Source organism: Dietzia sp. NPDC055877 (assembly GCF_053615975.1).
Window position 1 is genome coordinate 1 of record NZ_JBSHCV010000011.1, and the last position, 17,905, is coordinate 17,905.

Consider the following 17,905-nt stretch of genomic DNA (forward strand, 5'->3'; position numbering starts at 1 on the left):
AACCGCCGCCCTCCCGGGCAACTTCTCCAGCCTAGCAGCAACAACTCCCAGTTCCAAAACCGGGGGTTCCGCTTGCTCCTGGAGCACGTCTACTTTGAGCGACCCCGTTCCTTTCGGTCCGGGCTCGCTCTCGGCGACGTCCATTAAGTTACGCAGACATGAACTGAAACGCAAACCCGCTGGTTAACGGCCCCAAAAACACGATCACGCCGGCATGGCCGGCGTGATCGTGGTCGGAATCGCGAGGAATCAGCGGATGCGGATTCCGGCGAAGCTCTTCTTGCCCCGGCGCAGAACCACCCAGCTGCCGTGGAGCAGGTCGTCGGTGGACGGCGTCCACTCGGGATCGGAGATGCGCTCGTTGTTCACGTACGCACCTCCCTCTCCCACCGCACGCCGGGCGGCGCCCTTACTCGAGCAGAGCCCGCCGGCCACCAGGAGATCCGTGATCGTCCGTGGATCGTCCGGGGCGATCTCGGCCACGCCGGCATCGTCGAGCGCCGCCGCCAGAGTGGCCTCATCGAGCTGGCCGAGTTCGCCGCGCCCGAACAGTGCCTGGGCCGCGGCCTGAACGGACTCGGTGGCCGCGACCCCGTGAACGAGCGTTGTCATCTCCTCTGCCAGCCGCTTCTGGGCAGCGCGCAGATGCGGCTTCTCGGCGGTGAGGACCTCGAGTTCCTCGATCTCCTCCCTGCCGAGGAACGAGAACCAGCGCAGGTAGCGGACCACGTCGGCATCCGCCGTATTGAGGAAGTACTGGTACCACGTGTACGGGCTCGTCATGGCGGCGTCGAGCCATAGGCTGCCGCCGCCGGTCGACTTGCCGAACTTCTTGCCGTCGGACGAGGTCACCAGGGGCACGGTCATGGCATGGACCGCCTTGCCGTCGACACGACGGTTGAGGTCGACTCCGCCGACGATGTTGCCCCACTGGTCGGAGCCACCGATCTGGAGCGTGCACTCGTGATGACGTCGCAACTGCAGGAAGTCGTTGGCCTGCAGCAGCATGTACGAGAACTCGGTGTAGGAGATGCCGTCGCCATCCAACCGGCGCTTGACCGTGTCCCGACCGAGCATGGTGTTCAGCGAGAAGTGCTTGCCGACATCCCGCAGGAACTCGATCACCGAGAGGTGGCCGGTCCACTGCATGTTGTTGACGATGCGCGCCCCCGTGGGCCCCTCGGTGAGGTCGACGAAGCGCTCGAGCTGGCCGGAGATCCGCTCGGCCCAGTCCGCCACCGTGTCGGAGGTGTTCATGATGCGCTCCCCGACATCACGCGGGTCACCGATCATGCCGGTCGCGCCGCCGGCCAGAACGATGGGCCGGTGCCCGGCGAGCTGGAAGCGGCGCAACGTCAGGAGCGGGATGAGATGACCGGCGTGCAGGCTCGGCCCGGTGGGGTCGAAACCGCAATAGAGCGACACCATACTCTCGTCCAGATGGGCGCGGAGCGTGTCGAGGTCCGTCGACTGGGCGATCAGGCCACGCCACTGCAGGTCATCGAGGATGTTATTGGTCACGACGTTCATTGTCCCCCATCACCGGCCGGGGTCGAGCACTGGCCGCGTGACCGCGGGTGCCCTCGGGCTCCGTCGGTAGGCGGAGACCTCCCGGGCGCCGGCGACCCAGAACCGCCAGTGACGGTCGGCCTCGCGGGAGACGCCGACGCGGGGCCCGGAGCGGATCAGTTCGTCCGGAAGAGGGTCGGGACGGAAGGAGACCGACGACGACGAGTTGAGCACGTCCAGACCTCGGAACGACAGGTCGACCCCGAGTGTGCGGCCGAGATTGCCGGGTCCGCGTGCGAGCTTGTTGGACGTGATGCCCGGCCGGCGGGTCGCGACGACCTCGTGGCCTTCTTCGACGCGGGCTGCCCGGAGCAGTACGCCCCCGCCCTCACCGGGCGGCCGGCAGGTGATGTTCACGCACTGGTGGATGCCGTGACTGAGGTAGACGTACAGGTGGCCGGCGTCGCCGAACATGACCTGGTTGCGCGGCGTCGGGCCGGGCCAGGTGTGGGCCGCGGCATCGGGGTAGGCGGATCCGGCCGGCCCGCCATAGGCCTCGACCTCGAGAATGCGAACAGAAACCGGGCCGTGTGTCAGCGTCCCACCGAGCACGATCCGCGCGGCCTCGTCCGGCGCCGCCTCCCGCAGCAGCTCTCTGAGCGGGTCGGTGACGCCGGACCGGGCCCCGTGGTCGGTGTGAGGGTTGCTCACTCCGGGGACGAGCCCTCTCCGGCGCCCGCCTTGGCGAGTAACTCCGCGTGCTCGGCCTCGTCGACCTGCCGGGATTCGTCGACCAGCAGCACGGGGATGCCGTCGTCGATCCGGTAGGCGCGGCGCAGACGCTGGTTGTACAGCGTGTCGTCACCAGCGAGCAGGAGCGGGCCCTTGTCCTCGGGGCAGGCCAGGATCGACAGCAGTCGTTCGTCTAGGACGGACATGCCGTTCACCCTACCCAGGCGGCGAGCTCGTCACGGAACTCGGCTAGCCGCCCGCGCTGCTTCGCGACAGCCTCACCGGCGGTGCCGCCGCGGGCGTTCCGGGACGCGATCGATCCCGTGACGGTCAGCACCTCGCGAACCTCGGGCGTCAACGCGGGGTCGACGGCGGCGAGCTCGTCGTCGTCGAGCTCATCCAGTCCCACCCCACGTCCCTCGGCGATGCGCACGCACTCCCCCGCCGCCTCGTGGGCGACCCGGAACGGGACGCCCTGCCGGACCATCCACTCCGCGATGTCCGTGGCGAGGGTGTATCCCGCCGGGGCGAGCTCCGCGAGCCGTTCGGGGTGGAACTCGAGGGTGTCGACCAGACCGGCCATCGCCGGGAGCAGCAGGTCGAGCTGGGCCACCGAGTCGAAGACCGGCTCCTTGTCCTCCTGCAGATCCCGGTTGTAGGCCAGCGGCTGTGCCTTGAGCGTCGCCATGAGCCCGGTCAGATTGCCGATGAGCCGGCCGGTCTTGCCGCGCATCAGTTCGGCGACGTCCGGGTTCTTCTTCTGGGGCATGATCGAGCTGCCCGTGGACCACTCGTCGGCCAGGGTGACGTAGCCGAACTCGGGCGTCGACCAGGCGATGATCTCCTCCGCCAGACGCGAGAGATCCACCGCGATCTGGGCGAGCACGTAGGAGGCCTCGGCCGCGAAGTCACGCGAACTCGTGGCGTCGATCGAGTTGTCGGCGGCGCGGTCGAAACCGAGCTCGGCCGCGATCGCGTCCGGGTCCAGACCGAGCGACGAGCCGGCCAGTGCGCCGGAGCCGTACGGTGAGACCGCCAGGCGCCGGTCCAGATCACGGATCCGGTCGAGGTCGCGCAGCAACGGCTGGGCGTGCGCGAGCAGCTGGTGGGAGAGCAGGACCGGCTGGGCCGCCTGGAAGTGGGTCTTGCCCGGCATGACCGTCTCCGGGTGCGCATCGGCCTGCGCCACGAGTGCGTCGACCACATCGAGCACACCCGCGGCCACCGCGCGCACGGCATCCCGCAGCCACATTCGGAACAGGGTGGCCACCTGGTCATTGCGCGAGCGGCCGGCACGCAACCGTCCGCCGACCTCGGGACCGACCCGCTCGATCAGGCCTCGCTCCAGGGCGCCGTGCACGTCCTCGTCGGACTCGGCGGGCACGAACTCCCCGGAGTCGACGTCGGCGGCGAGTCGATCCAGACCGTCGAGCATCGTGTCCAGGTCGGCACCCGTGAGCAGGTCGGCGCGATGCAGCACCCGGGCGTGCGCCTTGGACGCCCGGATGTCGTACGGCGCCAGATCCCAGTCGAAGTGGGTGGACTTGCTCAGGGCCGCCATCGCCTCGGCGGGGCCGCCGGCGAATCGGCCGCCCCACAGGGCCCCGGTGTTGGTCCCGTGCCGGTCGTCCCGGCCCTGCTCGTCGCTCACAGTCCCAGGTCCCGCTTCGCGGCGATCTTGGAGCTCAGGCCATGGAGGTTGACGAAGCCCTTGGCGTAGCTCTGGTCGAACGAGTCACCCTCGTCGTAGGTAGCCAGGTTGAAGTCGTACAGCGACTTGTCGGAGCGGCGGCCGTTGACGGTGATCGAGCCACCGTGCAGCACGAGTCGGATATCGCCCGAGACGTGTTCCTGGGTGTTGTCGATGAAGGCGTCCAGGGCGTACTTCAGCGGCGAGAACCAGAGACCGTCGTAGACGGCGTTGGACCAGGTGTCCGAGACGCCGGACTTGTAGCGGGCCAGCTCCCGCTCGAGGGTGACGTCCTCGAGGGCCTTGTGCGCGGTGATGAGCACCATCGCGCCCGGGGCCTCGTAGACCTCGCGGCTCTTGATACCGACGAGACGGTCCTCGACCATGTCCAGTCGACCGACGCCCTGGGCGCCGCCGCGACGGTTGAGCTCTTCGATCGCCTCGAGGACGGAGACCCTACGGCCGTCGATGGCGACCGGAACGCCGGCCTCGAAGGTGATGGTGACCTCGTCCGGGGCGGCGAAGTTGATCGTCGGGTCCTCGGTGTAGTCGTAGACGTCCTTGGTCGGCGCGTTCCACAGGTCCTCGAGGAAGCCGGTCTCGACCGCGCGGCCCCACACGTTCTGATCGATCGAGAACGGCGACTTCTTGGTGACGTTGATCGGGATCGCGTTCTCCTCGGCGAACTCGATGGCCTTCTCACGGGTCCAGGCGTAGTCGCGGACGGGGGCGATCACGTCCAGGTCGGGAGCGAGCGCGCCGAAGCCCACCTCGAAGCGCACCTGGTCGTTGCCCTTGCCCGTGCAGCCGTGGGCCACGGCCGTACCGCCGTGCATCTTCGCGGCGGTCACCAGGTGCTTGACAATCAGCGGGCGGGAGATCGCCGACACCAGCGGGTACTCGCGCATGTACAGGCCGTTGGCCTTGATGGTCGGCGCACAGTAGTCGTTCGCGAACTCGTCGCGGGCATCCACGACGATCGACTCGACCGCGCCGCAGTCGAGGGCGCGCTGGCGGATGGAGTCCATGTCCTCTCCGCCCTGTCCCAGGTCGATGGCCACGGCGACGACCTCGGCACCGGTCTCCTTGCCGATCCAGCTGATGGCGACGGAGGTGTCCAGTCCACCCGAGTAGGCGAGGACGACGCGATCGGTCATGGTGTTTCTCCTTGGTTGTTGTTCAGGTGTTGTCTATCGGCCCGGGGCCGCGTCAGAGTTGGCGCCGGGCCAACGCTGCGAGGCGGCCCGCCAGCTCTTCTCCGCGCACGGGTTCGCGGGCCATCACGAATATGGTGTCATCCCCGGCGATCGTGCCGACCACGTCGTCGAGATTCGCACGGTCCAGGGCACTGGCGAGAAAGTTCGCCGCCCCGGGCGGCGTGCGCAGGACCGCCGTGTTCCCACTGTGGTCGGCGGACACGAGCAGCTCACCCAGAAGGCGTCCCACCCGGTCCGTTCCGCCGGGGATGCCCGGGACCTGACTGCCGTCCTCCGGGATGACATAGCGGCCGGCACCGCCGTCGGCAGCGCGGAGCTTGACCGCGCCGAGCTCATCGAGATCGCGACTGAGAGTGGCCACCGCGATAGCGATCCCCTCACCGGCCAACGCGTCGGCCAGTTCGGTCTGACTGCGCACGGGCCGGTCCCGGAGGATCTCGGCGATGCGCGCGTGACGAGCCGTCCGACTGACCGCGCCGACGGAGGTCACGATCGCTCCAGCAGCCAGACGAGTAGCGCCTTCTGTGCGTGCAGCCGGTTCTCCGCCTCGTCGAACACCCGGCTGCGGGGACCGTCGATGACCTCGCCGGTGATCTCCTTCTCGCGATACGCGGGCAGGCAGTGCAGGACGATCACATCGTCGGAGGCCTTGTCGACCGCGTCCCGGCCCAGCTGGTAGTCGGCGAGATCGCGCAGACGCTCGGTGGCCGAGTCCTCCATCCCCATCGACACCCAGGTGTCGGTGATGAGGACATCGGCGTCGATCACGGCCGTGTCGACCTCGGTCGTGATGGTGACCGAACCGCCGGTCTCCGCCGCGATCCGTTCGGCGTCACCCACCACCTGTCCGGTCGGCTGGTAGCCGGCCGGCGCCGCGATGGTGATGTGCATCCCCGCAGTGGCGAACCCGACGAGGTACGAGTGCCCCATGTTGTTCGCGCCGTCGCCGAGGTAGACCGCCCGCAGGCCCGCGGTGCGTCCGAAGTTCTCCCGGATCGTCAGCAGGTCGGCGAGGATCTGACAGGGGTGGAAGTCGTCGGTGAGCGCGTTGACGACAGGCACGGCCGAATCCGCCGCGAGCTCGGCCAGTCCGGCCTGCGAGTACGTCCGCCACACGATCGCCTCGACGTAGCGGGACATCACCATCGCGGTATCGGAGAGCGTCTCGCCCTTGCCCATCTGGGTGGACCCGGATTCCACCACGATCGCATTGCCACCGAGTTGTGCGATGCCCGCGTCGAAGGAGAAGCGGGTCCGCGTGGAGGTCTTGTCGAAGATCACCGCGACCGACTTCGGCCCCTCCAGCGGGCGCGCCGAGAACGGCTCCGCCTTGAGCCTGAGCCCGAGCTCCAGCACCTCGGCCTGCTCCGCGGGACTGAGATCGTCGTCTCGGAGAAAGTGACGCGGGGTCGGGCTTCCCGGGGCTGTCGTCGTGGACGACGGCGAGGTCGTACCGGTCATGACGAGGTCTCCTTCTCCGACGCGGCGTCGAGGATCGGGGGCAGGGCGGTCACGAACTGCGCGACCTGGTCTTCGGTGAGGATGAGCGGCGGGGCCAGCCGGACGACGTCCGTGCCGGTGGCGCCCACGAGGTAGCCCGCGGCGCGCGCGGCCTCCTCGACCTCCTTCGCCCGCGGCGCGGTCAGCACCACTCCGAGCAGGAGTCCGCGGCCCCGGACATGATCGACCAGCGGGTGATCCAGGCACTCGATCTCGGCGGCGAGTAACTTGCCGAGCCTGTCGACGTGGGCGACGAGGTCGTCGGTGTCGATCGTTCTCAGGACCGCCACCGCGGCCGCGCACGCGACGGGGTTACCACCGAAGGTGGTGCCGTGCTGCCCGGCGGTGAGCAACTCCCCCGCCCGGCCGATGCCCAGACACGCGCCGATGGGCAGCCCGCCGCCGAGCCCCTTCGCCAGGGTGATCACATCCGGAACCACCCCGGCCTTGCGGGACGCGAACATCGCGCCGGTGCGGGCGATCCCGGTCTGGACCTCGTCGACGATCATCAGGATCCCGTGTTCGGTGCACAGTTCCCGCACGTCCGCGAGGAAGCCCTCGGGCGGTTCCACGACGCCGCCCTCCCCCTGCACCGGTTCGACGATGACGGCGGCGGTGTCCGCCGGGGCCTGCTCGACGAGCGCCCGGAGCGCCGCGGTGTCCCCGTAGGGGAAGTACTCGACGCCGGCGGGCATCGGCTCGAACGGCGCACGCTTGGCGGGCTGACCGGTCATCGCCAGCGCCCCCATGGTCCGACCGTGGAAGCCGTTCTCCGCGGCGAGGATCCGTGAACGGCCGGTGCGGCGGGCAATCTTGAACGCCGCCTCGTTGGCCTCGGCGCCGGAGTTGCAGAAGAAGGCCCGTACCGGCGCCTCCACCGCGAGAAGTGATTCGAGACGCTCCGCCAACTCCACGACAACCGGGTGGACATAGAGATTCGACACGTGCCCCAGTTCGGCGACCTGACTGCTGACCGCCTCGACGACGGCGGGGTGGGCGTGCCCCAGGGAATTGACCGCGATGCCGGCCAGCAGATCGAGGTACTCGCGACCGTCGGCGTCGGTCACGGTCACGCCCCGGCCCGAGACGAGTTCGAGCGGAGGGGTGCCGTAGTTGCGCATCAGCGCGGTGTCCCACCGTGAGGTGAGATCAGTGGTGTCCTGCGGGCTCACTGTGCTTCTCCTACTGCTGAACGTGTCTCGTGGTCACCCTCGGTGACCATCGTTCCGATGCCGCCCTCCGTGAGGATCTCGAGCAGCACCGAGTGCTCGACGCGGCCATCGATGACGTGCGCTGCGCCGACGCCGCCCCGCACGGCGGCCAGACACGCCTCCATCTTTGGAACCATGCCGCTCTCCAGCGACGGCAGCAGTGCCTCCAGCGGCGTGGTGCCCAGGTGCGTGACGAGCGACGAGCGATCCGGCCAGTCGGTGTACAGGCCCTCGACGTCGGTGAGGACGACGAGCTTCTCCGCTCCGAGTGCCGCGGCGAGTGCGCCCGCGGCCGAATCCGCGTTGATGTTGTGGACGACGCCGTCGGCATCGGGGGCGATCGTGGACACGACCGGGATGCGTCCGGCCTCGATGAGGTCGATGACCGCCCCGGGATCGACCGCGGCGACGTCCCCGACGAGTCCGATGTCGGTGGCCTCCCCGTCGACCATCGCCGTCCGACGGACCGCGGTAAACAGACCCGCGTCCTCGCCCGAGATCCCCACCGCGTACGGGCCGTGCGCGTTGATCAGCCCGACGAGTTCGCGGCCGACCTGGCCGAACAACACCATTCGCACGACATCCATCACCTCGGGCGTCGTGACACGGAAACCGCCCCGGAACTCGCCCTCCATGCCCAGCCGACCGAGCATCGCGGTGATCTGGGGACCACCGCCGTGCACCACGACCGGCTTGAGGCCACAGGTGCGGAGGAACACCATGTCGGCGGCGAACGCGGCCTTGAGCCTCTCGTCGACCATCGCGTTACCGCCGTACTTCACCACGACGATCTTGTCGTGGAACTCCTTGAGCCACGGCAGTGCCTCGGCGAGGACGTGCGCGCGGACGAACGGCGACAGTTCGGTCGACCCGTCGTTCATCAATGTGGGCATATCAGTCGCCTCCGGCGGTGATGGGGATGGTCAGGGTCAGGTGGATCTGTGCGCCGCCGCGGTGGCGGAAGCGGAACGCGGCGCCGGCCTCGGTGGCCGCGGGTCCGGGCCACGGCCCGAGTTCGGTGTCGGGCCGCAAGACTAGGACCTCAACCGGCCCGGCCTCGACCCCCGTGCGGACGCCCACGAATCCGGCGACGCCCTCGGCGACACCGTGCACGAACGTGAAGTCCGCGCCAGGATCGCCGGATCCGGGTCCGTCGAGCAGCACGACCGCGCGGGTCGACGGCACCTGGGCGCTGAGCGCGCTCCACTGCAGCTCGACCGCGTCGGCCCCACCACCCGATACGTCGAGTGCGGCCGTCGCACCCGAGGGAGCCAGCCAGATCCCGGCGATGTTCCGGGCCGGATCCGTCCACAGTTCGAGCCCGTGATCGTGCCCGACCAACGTCGCCCCGGGCAGGACCTCCGCGCTCAAGGGGCCAGGCCGACCGTGCTGAGACCGGCGGTCTCGGGCAGCCCGAGCGCGAGGTTCATCGACTGGATGGCACCGCCGGCGGTGCCCTTGGCCAGGTTGTCGATCGCGGCGGTGAACACGGCCCGACCGGTGCGCGCGTCGACCTCGATACCCAGCTGCACGGCGTTGGAGCCGAGCACCGAGGCGGTCATGGGCTGCACCCCGGCCGGTAGGAGGTGGACGAACGGCTCATCACCGAAGGCCTCCGCATAGACCTCACGCAGCTCGTCCGCAGAGGCCGTGGTGGGCACGACCGCCGTGGTGAGGATGCCGCGCGCCATGGGGGCGAGCACGGGCGTGAAGCTGACCGACACCTCGGCGTCGGTCACCGCCCGGAGGTTCTGCGTGATCTCCGGGGTGTGACGGTGGGTGGCGACCCCGTACGCCTTGGTCGAGCCCATCACCTCGGACGCGAGCATGGGCACCTTGGCCGCCTTGCCCGCGCCGGATGCCCCTGTCACCGAGACGATGGTGATGTTCGACGCATCGACGAGCCCCTTGGCCACTGCCGGGAACAGCGCCAGGGTCGCCCCCGTCGGAAAACAGCCCGGGACCGCGACCCGCCGGGTCGACCGCAGCGCCTCGCGCGCTCCGGGGAGCTCGGGCAGCCCGTACGGCCACGTACCCGCGTGCGGGGAGCCGTAGAAGGCCTCCCAGTCACCGGCGTCCGTCAGACGGAAGTCCGCCCCGAGATCGATCACCAGCACGTCCGGCCCGAGCTGTTCGGCGATCGCCGCGGAGTGGCCATGCGGGAGGCCGAGGACCACCACATCATGACCGGACAGCGACTCGGCGCTGGTCTCCGAGAGAACCCGGTCCGCCAACGGCAGCAGGTGCGGATGGTGCCGATCCAGCGTCTGGCCGGCGTTTGACCCCGCCGCCAGGACTCCGATCTCCAGCTCATCCGAGAGGTACGAGGGATGTGCGAGGAGGAGTCTGAGGAACTCCCCGCCCGCGTAACCCGATGCACCTGCGACAGCTACCTTGATTGCCATACGCACGAGTATGCATCACGTTGCAATCTTTTGCACACAAGGTCCGTCGGCGAGCCTCGCGTTCAACCGGGAGCCGGTCCGATCACCAGCACATCCAGGTTATGCCCCGATCTGCCGTGGCGCACCGCCGAAACGCTGTTGCCCCAGGTCGACCGAACCGCCCATGCGACGCCCCTCATCGAGGCCGGACGTGCCGACGCGGCGCCTGGAACTCTTGACGGTGCGGGGGAAACGGCGACGCAGCTCCGCCTCGGCGCACTGTGAATCCGTACGCAGGACCAGCCCAGCCCCTGCCGCATCCGAACTCTCGGACACCGCCTCGGCCTCGGCCGCGGCGAGGCGCCGGCCCACTTCGAAGGCGAACCCGGTCATGAACGATTTGCGGTGGGTCACCGCTGATACCCCCGGCGCCGGGCGCTGCCGCGCGGCGCCGGCCAACATGATCCCGGTCAGCGCACCGGCCAGCATCGACACGCGCTCGACGTGTCGACGGACCCCGACGATATACACGATCCGACCCCCGTCCGCCCGCCTCGATGACACCGCCCTGCAGTGCATAGCCACCGCCAGCGACGCGACGAGACCGATCTGGTCGGGTTGGTACTTTCCGAGCACCACGTGCTCGTGGACCACCACCTCGGCCGCCGCCTGATCCGGACCGGATCTGGCCAGCGCCTCGTCGACCCCGTACTTCGCGAGCAGCGCGTAGGCCCGCTCGAGTAGCACCTCCGCCTCCGGCGTCCCGGCCACGCTCTCGGCCTTGGCGAACAGCTTGCGGACCCGGTCGAAGGCCTTCTCCGAGGAGAGCGCTGACGCGGCGCCGCCCCCGTTCTGGCCGGTCGCGCGGGAGTTGTCGGAACGAGTGTGGGTCATGGCCTGCTCCTGATCGTCTCAGCATTGATGTCGAGACGGATGTTCGCACACACGTACGACAGGGCTGTGTCGACGCCGCCGGACAGCCGCCCGGGTCGATGACCCCGGTCCGATCAGCGGTGGAGGAACCAGGTGTGGTCGAGCGGGCCGGCACCCTGCCCCACGTCGAGGGACAACCCGCCGTGCAGGGCCCCGTCCATCCATGGCCGGACCCGTCGGTACGCCGCTTCCCAATCGGGCGCACCGACACGCGCGGTGGCCAGTGCCGAGGACAGCGAGCATCCGGTGCCGTGGGTGTGCGGCGTCTCGACGCGGACGAACGGCAACCGGAGTGTCGTGCGACGGTCCGTCTCGGACTCGACCATCACGTCCTCGGCGCTGCCGTCCTCGAGGTCGCCGGTCGTCGCGAGAACCGCGCTATCGGTCTGCTCGTGGACCAGCTCCGCCTGACTGACGATCCCCTCGATGTCGGTCGCGGTGTCTGTACCGCAGAGCACACCGAGCTCGGGCACGTTCGGGGTGACGAGGTCGACGAGCGGTACGAGGTCGCGCAGCATGGACGCGGCATCCTCGCTCGCGAGACGCCCGCCGGTGGTCGCGACCATGACGGGGTCCAGGACGATGTGAGGAGGGCGACGACGACGAAGCCACGCCCCGACCGCTTCGACGAGTGAAGCCTCTCCGAGCATGCCGATCTTGACGGCGTCGATCTGGACGTCATCGGCGACCGCGTCCAGCTGGGCGATCACCGTATCGACCGGCACCGCGTGGACGCCGGCCACGCCGCGGGTGTTCTGCACCGTGACGGCGGTGACCACGCCCATCGCGTAGCCGCCCATCGCCGTGACGGACTTGGTGTCGGCCAGCAGGCCGGCACCACCCGACGGGTCGGTGCCGGCGATGCAGAGAATGCGGGGCACCCGCACCGCGTCAGCCACGAAGGCTCGCTCCCACGGCCCGTGCTGCCGCGTCCACCGCGGCCGTGCGCCACTCGCTGGCCTCGTCCTCCGTCAGCGTCCGGTCGTCGGCGCGGAAGGTGAGCGCGTACGCGAGCGACTTCCTGCCCTCACCGAGCTGGCTGCCGGTGTAGATGTCGAACAGGCGGACGCTCTCGAGCAGGTCGCCGCCTCCCGAGATGAGGGCCGCCTCCACCGCGGATGCCGGGACCACCTCATCCACGACGAGAGCGACATCCTGATTCACCGACGGGTAGGAGGAGATCGCCGGCGCGGGCAGGACCTCGCGCGTGCCGATGGCGGTCAGGTCGAGCTCCATCGCGCATGTCCGCGCGGGAAGCTCCAGACGCTCGCACGCCGCGGGGTGCAACTCACCGGCGTGGCCGACCACCGCGCCGTCGACGACGATCTCGGCGCAGCGGCCCGGGTGCCAGGGTGCGTACTCCCCCGACCTCACCTCGACCTCGACGCCGAGCGCGGCGCCGACAGTCCGGGCCGCCTCGACCGCGTCGAGCGCGTCGGCGTCGCGGCCCGGATCGAGATGGCCGGCCGGCACTCGTCTACCGGTGTAGAGGGCGGCCGTGTGCAGCGGCTGCGCGGGCAGCGAATCGCCGAGCCGCTTCTGCTCGTCCGCGGTGGGCTCACGGTCCACGGGCAGCATGTCCACCCCGGAGGTCGCGGGCGTGTGGAACGCGACCTGGGCGATCGAGAAGAGCGCGAGGTCGCGGGTCCCGCGGGTGAGGTTGCGCCGGGCGATCTCCACCATCGACGGCAACAGGGTCGTCGCGAGATGCGCCTTGTCGCTCTCCAGGGGATTGACCACGGACATCGTGTGGCGACGCTCGTCGTCGTCGCGGAGCCCCATCGCGTCGAACACGGACGGATCGCAGAACGGCGACGTGAGCACCTCGACGTGCCCGGACGCGGCGAGGGCCCGCCCCACGGCCCGGCGGCCGCGCTGGGTGGCCGTCAGGCCCCGACCGGCGGGGGCCGTGGGCAGCACGGACGGGATGTCCTCCAGCCCCTCGAGTCGCAGGACCTCCTCGACCAGGTCGGCAGGCATCGTCAGATCGGGGCGCCACGTGGGTGGGGTGACCTCGAGCAGGACGGCGTCGTCGCCGGCCACCGTGGCCCCGATCTGCTCCAGGCGCCGGCGGGTGGTCCCGACCGGGTACCCGAGCCCCGCGACCCGCGAGGGCCGGTCCGGGTCGAAGGCGATCGTGGGTGGGACGGGCGCGGCGCCGACGTCGGTGAGCGACGCCTCGACGGTGCCGCCGGTGATCTCGGCGAGCAGCGTGGCCGCGCGATCCAGCGCGGCGACGGAAGCCGCTGCGTCCACCCCTCGCTCGTAGCGCTTCCCGGCCTCACTGGGCAGCTTGTGTCGGCGGATGGTCCGGAACACGGCCAGGGTGTCCCACACGGCGGCCTCGAGCAGCACGTCGGTGGTCGTGTCCGAGACCTCTGTGCTGGCGCCGCCCATGACGCCGGCCAGCGAGACCGGGCCGGTTTCGTCGCAGATCACCACGTCCTCCGGGTCGAGCGAGCGCTCCGCGCCATCCAGGGTGGTCAGCGTCTCCCCCGCCCGAGCGCGACGCACGGTGAGCCCGCCCGTGAGCGTGGCGGCGTCGAAGGCGTGCATCGGATGGCCGAGTTCGAGCATGACGTAGTTGGTGACGTCGACGGCCGGGGAGATGGGCCGCACACCCGACATCAGCAGGCGACGGGCCAGCCACCAGGGGGTCCTGGCCGACGGGTCGACGCCGGTGACCCGGCGCAGCGCGAACCGCTGGGCGCCGGACTCCCCGCTGACCTCGAGCGGCCAGGTCTCCTTCCCCGACGGCAGCCCGAGTTCGGTGGCCGGGTCCGCGAAGTCCAGGTCGAAGCCGCACGCGAGCTCGCGGGCCAGACCGCGGGCCGACAGGCAGTAGCCGCGGTCCGGGGTCACGTTGAGTTCGAAGACCGTGTCCCGCTCGGGGGCACCGGCGGCGAGGACCGGCCCGGCCGGGGTGCCCGGCTCGGCGGTGCCCGGCGCGAGCACGATGATGCCGCTGTGATCCGACCCGATCCCGAGTTCGGACGCCGAGCAGATCATGCCCTCACTGGGCCTGCCGTAGGTCTTGCGCTTGCCGATCTCGAAGCCACCGGGCAGGACCGTACCGGGCAGTGCCACCACCACGAGGTCGCCCTCGGAGAAGTTCCGCGCGCCGCACACGATCTGCTGCGGCTCGTCGCCGCCGACGTCGACGAGGCAGAAGCGGATCGGCTTCTTGAAGCCCTCGAGTTCCTCGATGCTGCTGACCCGGCCGACGGTGAGCGGGCCGGTGATCTCCGGGAGCGTCTGCGGCTCCCCCTCCACCTCGAGGCCGACGCGCACGAACCCGGCGTCGAGTTCGGCCGGCGACACCGACCAGCCGTCGTTGGCCCGCTGCAGGATCTCGGTCAGCCAGGACTGCGCAATTAGCACTGTGGGGTCCTTCGTAGTTCTCGGTGGTCGGGTGAGCTCTGGGATCGGGCGGGCGGGGCATCGGCCCGGGCCCCGGCGGCGGCCGCCGCCCGGGCCGGTACGCCGATCAGTACCGGATGCCGAAGGGCAGCGAGAACCGCACGTCGCCCTCGACCATGTCGCGCATATCGGACAGCCCGTTGCGGAACTGCAGCGTGCGCTCGAGGCCCATCCCGAACGCGAAGCCGGAGTACACCTCGGGGTCGATGCCGCAGGCGATCAGCACATTGGGATGCACCATTCCACAACCGCCCCACTCGACCCAGCCGGCGCCGCCCTTCTTGTTAGGGAACCAGACGTCGACCTCGGCGGAGGGCTCGGTGAACGGGAAGTAGTTGGGCCGCATACGGGTGCGGGTCTCCGGCCCGAAGAGCGCGCGTGCGAAGGCGTCCAGCGCGCCGCGCAGGTGCGCCATCGTCAGTCCCTTGTCGATGGCCAGCCCCTCGACCTGATGGAAGACCGGGGTGTGGGTGGCGTCGAGCTCGTCGGTGCGGAAGGTCCGGCCCGGGCAGGCGACGTAGATCGGCGGCTCGCGATCGAGCATGGTCCGGATCTGCACCGGCGAGGTGTGGGTCCGCAGCACCTGCCGACTGCCCTCGGGTGCCACGTGGAAGGTGTCCTGGAGCGTGCGCGCGGGGTGGTCGGGGAGGAAGTTGAGCGCGTCGAAGTTGTAGTGCTCGGCCTCGATCTCCGGCCCTTCGGCGATCTCCCAGCCCATCCCGACGAACACGTCCGCCACCTGCTCGGTGATGATCGTGATGGGATGCTGGGCCCCGACCGGCGATCGACCAGACGGCACCGTCAGGTCGAGTGTCTCAGCCACCAGGACCGCCGCGTCGCGCTCGGCCTGCAGCTGCCCGAGCCGCGCCTCGTACGCCTTCTGGACACGGCCGCGCGCCACGTTGACGGCCTTGCCCGCGGAGGCCTTCTGCTCCTTCGGGAGCGAGCCGAGTGTCCGCCGACCCAGTGCGATGGGACTCCGGTCGCCCAGGTGGGCCGTCTTGGCCGCGGCCAGTGCGTCGAGGTCCGCGGCCGTGGCGAACGCGCCCTCCGCGTCCGTGGCGTATCCCGCCAGGGACTCCTCGTCGATCCCGACCTCGGCCGCGCCTCTGTCTTCGCTCACCTGTGCTGCGTCCTCCCCGTCCCGGTCAGCTCCGGCGACCGCCGGGTGCATCGCCGGACAGCCTAGTCGATTAGCGTTTGCGCCCCCTGCCCCGTGTCCTGCTCAGACCACCCCGTTCTCGTAGGCGTACACGACCACCTGAGCGCGGTCCCGCAGCCGCAGTTTCTGCAGGACCCGCCGTACGTGGGTCTTGACGGTCTCCTCCGAGATGAACAGCACCCCGGCGATCTCGGCATTGGACCGCCCGGTGGCGATCTGCTCGACGGTCTCGCGTTCCCGCGGCGTGAGGGAGGTGAGTTCCGCCGGCTCGCGGCGCGGGCGGCGGCCCCGGGTCACCACGTCCTCGATCAGCCGGCGGGTGACGGTCGGCGCCAGCAGCGCCTCACCGGTGACGGCGACCCGGACGGCCCGGAACAGCTCCTCGGCGGGCGCGTCCTTGAGCAGGAATCCGGAGCATCCGATCCGCAGCGCCTCGTACACGTAGTCGTCGAGATCGAAGGTGGTGAGCATGATGATCCGCGGGGCCGGGTCGATCCCGGAACCGAGTATGCGCCGCGCGGCCTCGAGCCCGTCCATCTCCGGCATGCGGACGTCCATGAACACCACGTCGGGGCGGAGCGCCTCCACTTTCCCGACCGCCTCGGCGCCGTCCGCCGCGTCGCCGGTGACCCTGATGTCCGGCTGCGACCCGAGCAGCGCGGCGAAACCCTGTCGCACCATCGCCTGGTCGTCGGCGATCAGCACGGAGATGGTCATACGGATCAGCCTAGACGCGACCGGGTCCGCGTCCCGGGCCCCGTCCCGTCCCTGAGCGGAACCGTCGCGGTGACGGTGAAGCCACCGTCGGAAGCCGGGAGGGCCGCGAACGCCCCGCCGACGGCCCGGACCCGGGCGGACATCCCCGCGATCCCGGACCCGCCGCCCTCACCGGGCGCGACGAGGGCGCCCGGCGCCGCCGGGCCGCTGTCCACCTCGAGGGTCACCGCGGGTGGCGCCCCGTCCGCGTCGACCGTGGAGACCGCGAGGGAGACGACGACGAGCCCGCCCGGCGCATGGCGGGCGGCATTGGCCAGACTCTCCTGGAGCACGCGGTGCAGGACCACGCCGGCGGTCTCGTCAATCGTGTCCATCTGCCCGCCGAGCTGCCAGGTGATGTCGACGCCCGAGCGGCGTGCGGCGCGGAGGGTGGGCTCGATCTGCTCGACCCCGACGGGTTCCACCATCGGGTTCTCCGCGTCTGTGCGCAGCACCCCCAGAAGGCCCCGCACCTCGTCGAGCGCCGCGCGGGCCGTCTCGGCGATCGAGTCGAACTCGGCGTGGACGGCCGGCGTGACGCCCTGGAGTCGGTACGGCGCCGACTGGGACTGGACCACGATCATGGACATCTGGTGGGCCACCACATCGTGCAGATCCCGCGCGAGGTGGTTGCGTTCCTCGGCCAGCAAGCGCAGTTCGGACTGCCGGAGGGTCCGCTCGGACTCTCGTGCCAGGCGCAGGTTCGAGTTCTCCAGCTGGCGGCGCGATACCGCCAACCACCGCACGAGGAGTACCACCGCCGAGAAGACCGCGGCCCCGATCATCCAGCCCACGGACACCTCCGCGCCGGGATTGAGCGCCATGAGCAGGATGGTCACCCCGACCGCGACCGCGACCCGCACCGGTCGTTCGACGAGGATCACCGCGGCCAGACACACGGCCAGCGCGAGATGGAACACTACCGGCCAGCCCAGGGCAAATGTCGACTCGGCCCGCAGCGGCACCGACACCGCACACGCAACGGCGACCGCACCCCAGGCGAGGAACGGCGCACGGCGCGCCGCCGCCACCGGGAGGGCCCCCAGCGCGGCGATGATCGGCACGAGCACCGTCCACGCCGAGTGGGTGATGAAGTAGGTGGGCCAGGCCACCGCGAAGAAGACGAGCGCGAGCACGACGAGGGCGAGGTCCCAGGCGTAAGGTCGCAGCACGCCGACGAGGCCGGCACGGCGACCCCGGGCGTGGGCCTCCACTGTGCGGGGCCCCGCGTTGTCGGGTTCGGCGGCGGGCCTGTCGTCTTCTGATCGCATGGCCATGACGGTATGCGTGACCTCCGTACCCGGGCATCCCCCTGCGGAGTGACCTCGCCGTCCCCCGAGCGGGCTACCCCCGGAGAGTGACCTCGAGATCACCTCCGGGGGGGATCCGCC

At 70.2% G+C, this 17,905-nt stretch carries 17 protein-coding genes; all 17 read right to left on the bottom strand.

Annotated features, from left to right (window positions below; genetic code table 11):
* Positions 1-249 precede the first annotated feature (249 nt).
* The 17 genes from tyrS to ACWGLC_RS12095 all read right to left on the bottom strand — a co-directional run bounded on the left by tyrS (position 250) and on the right by ACWGLC_RS12095 (position 17,785).
* Positions 250-1,521, bottom strand: a complete 1,272-nt coding sequence (gene tyrS, locus ACWGLC_RS12015; RefSeq protein WP_452100125.1) for a tyrosine--tRNA ligase — start codon at positions 1,519-1,521, stop codon at positions 250-252.
* A gap of 18 nt (positions 1,522-1,539) precedes the next feature.
* Positions 1,540-2,220: a DNA-3-methyladenine glycosylase gene (locus tag ACWGLC_RS12020; protein ID WP_452100126.1), complete on the bottom strand. Its 681-nt coding sequence runs from the start codon at positions 2,218-2,220 to the stop codon at positions 1,540-1,542.
* Positions 2,217-2,447 carry a Trm112 family protein gene (locus ACWGLC_RS12025; RefSeq protein WP_230931353.1) on the bottom strand — a complete coding sequence of 77 codons (231 nt, stop codon included), beginning with the start codon at positions 2,445-2,447 and terminating at the stop codon, positions 2,217-2,219. The genes ACWGLC_RS12020 and ACWGLC_RS12025 overlap by 4 nt, the downstream gene beginning before the upstream one ends.
* Before the next feature lie 5 nt (positions 2,448-2,452).
* Positions 2,453-3,892 (bottom strand): argininosuccinate lyase, encoded by a 1,440-nt coding sequence (gene argH / locus ACWGLC_RS12030; RefSeq protein ID WP_452100127.1) that lies wholly within the window; start codon positions 3,890-3,892, stop codon positions 2,453-2,455.
* Positions 3,889-5,088 carry an argininosuccinate synthase gene (locus ACWGLC_RS12035; RefSeq protein ID WP_230931351.1) on the bottom strand — a complete coding sequence of 400 codons (1,200 nt, stop codon included), beginning with the start codon at positions 5,086-5,088 and terminating at the stop codon, positions 3,889-3,891. The genes argH and ACWGLC_RS12035 overlap by 4 nt, the downstream gene beginning before the upstream one ends.
* Before the next feature lie 52 nt (positions 5,089-5,140).
* Positions 5,141-5,638, bottom strand: coding sequence for an arginine repressor (locus tag ACWGLC_RS12040; protein WP_230931350.1), 498 nt, complete (start codon positions 5,636-5,638; stop codon positions 5,141-5,143).
* On the bottom strand, positions 5,635-6,609 hold the full coding sequence (argF, locus tag ACWGLC_RS12045) for an ornithine carbamoyltransferase (protein ID WP_452100128.1): 975 nt from the start codon (positions 6,607-6,609) through the stop codon (positions 5,635-5,637). Before argF ends, ACWGLC_RS12040 begins: the two co-directional genes overlap by 4 nt.
* Positions 6,606-7,820 (bottom strand): acetylornithine transaminase, encoded by a 1,215-nt coding sequence (locus ACWGLC_RS12050; RefSeq protein WP_452100129.1) that lies wholly within the window; start codon positions 7,818-7,820, stop codon positions 6,606-6,608. Before ACWGLC_RS12050 ends, argF begins: the two co-directional genes overlap by 4 nt.
* Entirely contained in the window at positions 7,817-8,752 is a 936-nt protein-coding gene (gene argB, locus ACWGLC_RS12055) for an acetylglutamate kinase (RefSeq protein ID WP_452100130.1), read from the bottom strand. Before argB ends, ACWGLC_RS12050 begins: the two co-directional genes overlap by 4 nt.
* Position 8,753: 1 nt before the next feature.
* Entirely contained in the window at positions 8,754-9,230 is a 477-nt protein-coding gene (locus ACWGLC_RS12060; RefSeq protein WP_452100131.1) for a hypothetical protein, read from the bottom strand.
* The gene (argC, locus tag ACWGLC_RS12065) at positions 9,227-10,264 is read right to left on the bottom strand and encodes an N-acetyl-gamma-glutamyl-phosphate reductase (RefSeq protein ID WP_452100132.1); all 1,038 of its coding nucleotides are present in this window, start codon (positions 10,262-10,264) and stop codon (positions 9,227-9,229) included. Before argC ends, ACWGLC_RS12060 begins: the two co-directional genes overlap by 4 nt.
* 99 nt (positions 10,265-10,363) lie before the next feature.
* Entirely contained in the window at positions 10,364-11,137 is a 774-nt protein-coding gene (locus tag ACWGLC_RS12070) for a DUF2786 domain-containing protein (RefSeq protein WP_452100133.1), read from the bottom strand.
* 113 nt (positions 11,138-11,250) lie between these two features.
* Positions 11,251-12,075 (bottom strand): bifunctional hydroxymethylpyrimidine kinase/phosphomethylpyrimidine kinase, encoded by an 825-nt coding sequence (thiD, locus tag ACWGLC_RS12075; RefSeq protein WP_452100134.1) that lies wholly within the window; start codon positions 12,073-12,075, stop codon positions 11,251-11,253.
* Entirely contained in the window at positions 12,068-14,557 is a 2,490-nt protein-coding gene (gene pheT, locus ACWGLC_RS12080; protein ID WP_452100135.1) for a phenylalanine--tRNA ligase subunit beta, read from the bottom strand. The genes thiD and pheT overlap by 8 nt, the downstream gene beginning before the upstream one ends.
* 106 nt (positions 14,558-14,663) lie before the next feature.
* A complete protein-coding gene (gene pheS / locus ACWGLC_RS12085; RefSeq protein ID WP_452100136.1) occupies positions 14,664-15,770 on the bottom strand; it encodes a phenylalanine--tRNA ligase subunit alpha in 1,107 nt (368 codons plus the stop codon).
* 51 nt (positions 15,771-15,821) lie between these two features.
* Positions 15,822-16,475 carry a response regulator gene (locus ACWGLC_RS12090; RefSeq protein ID WP_452100137.1) on the bottom strand — a complete coding sequence of 218 codons (654 nt, stop codon included), beginning with the start codon at positions 16,473-16,475 and terminating at the stop codon, positions 15,822-15,824.
* A 5-nt stretch (positions 16,476-16,480) separates the two neighbouring features.
* The gene (locus ACWGLC_RS12095; RefSeq protein WP_452100138.1) at positions 16,481-17,785 is read right to left on the bottom strand and encodes a sensor histidine kinase; all 1,305 of its coding nucleotides are present in this window, start codon (positions 17,783-17,785) and stop codon (positions 16,481-16,483) included.
* Between the last annotated feature and the right edge of the window lie 120 nt (positions 17,786-17,905).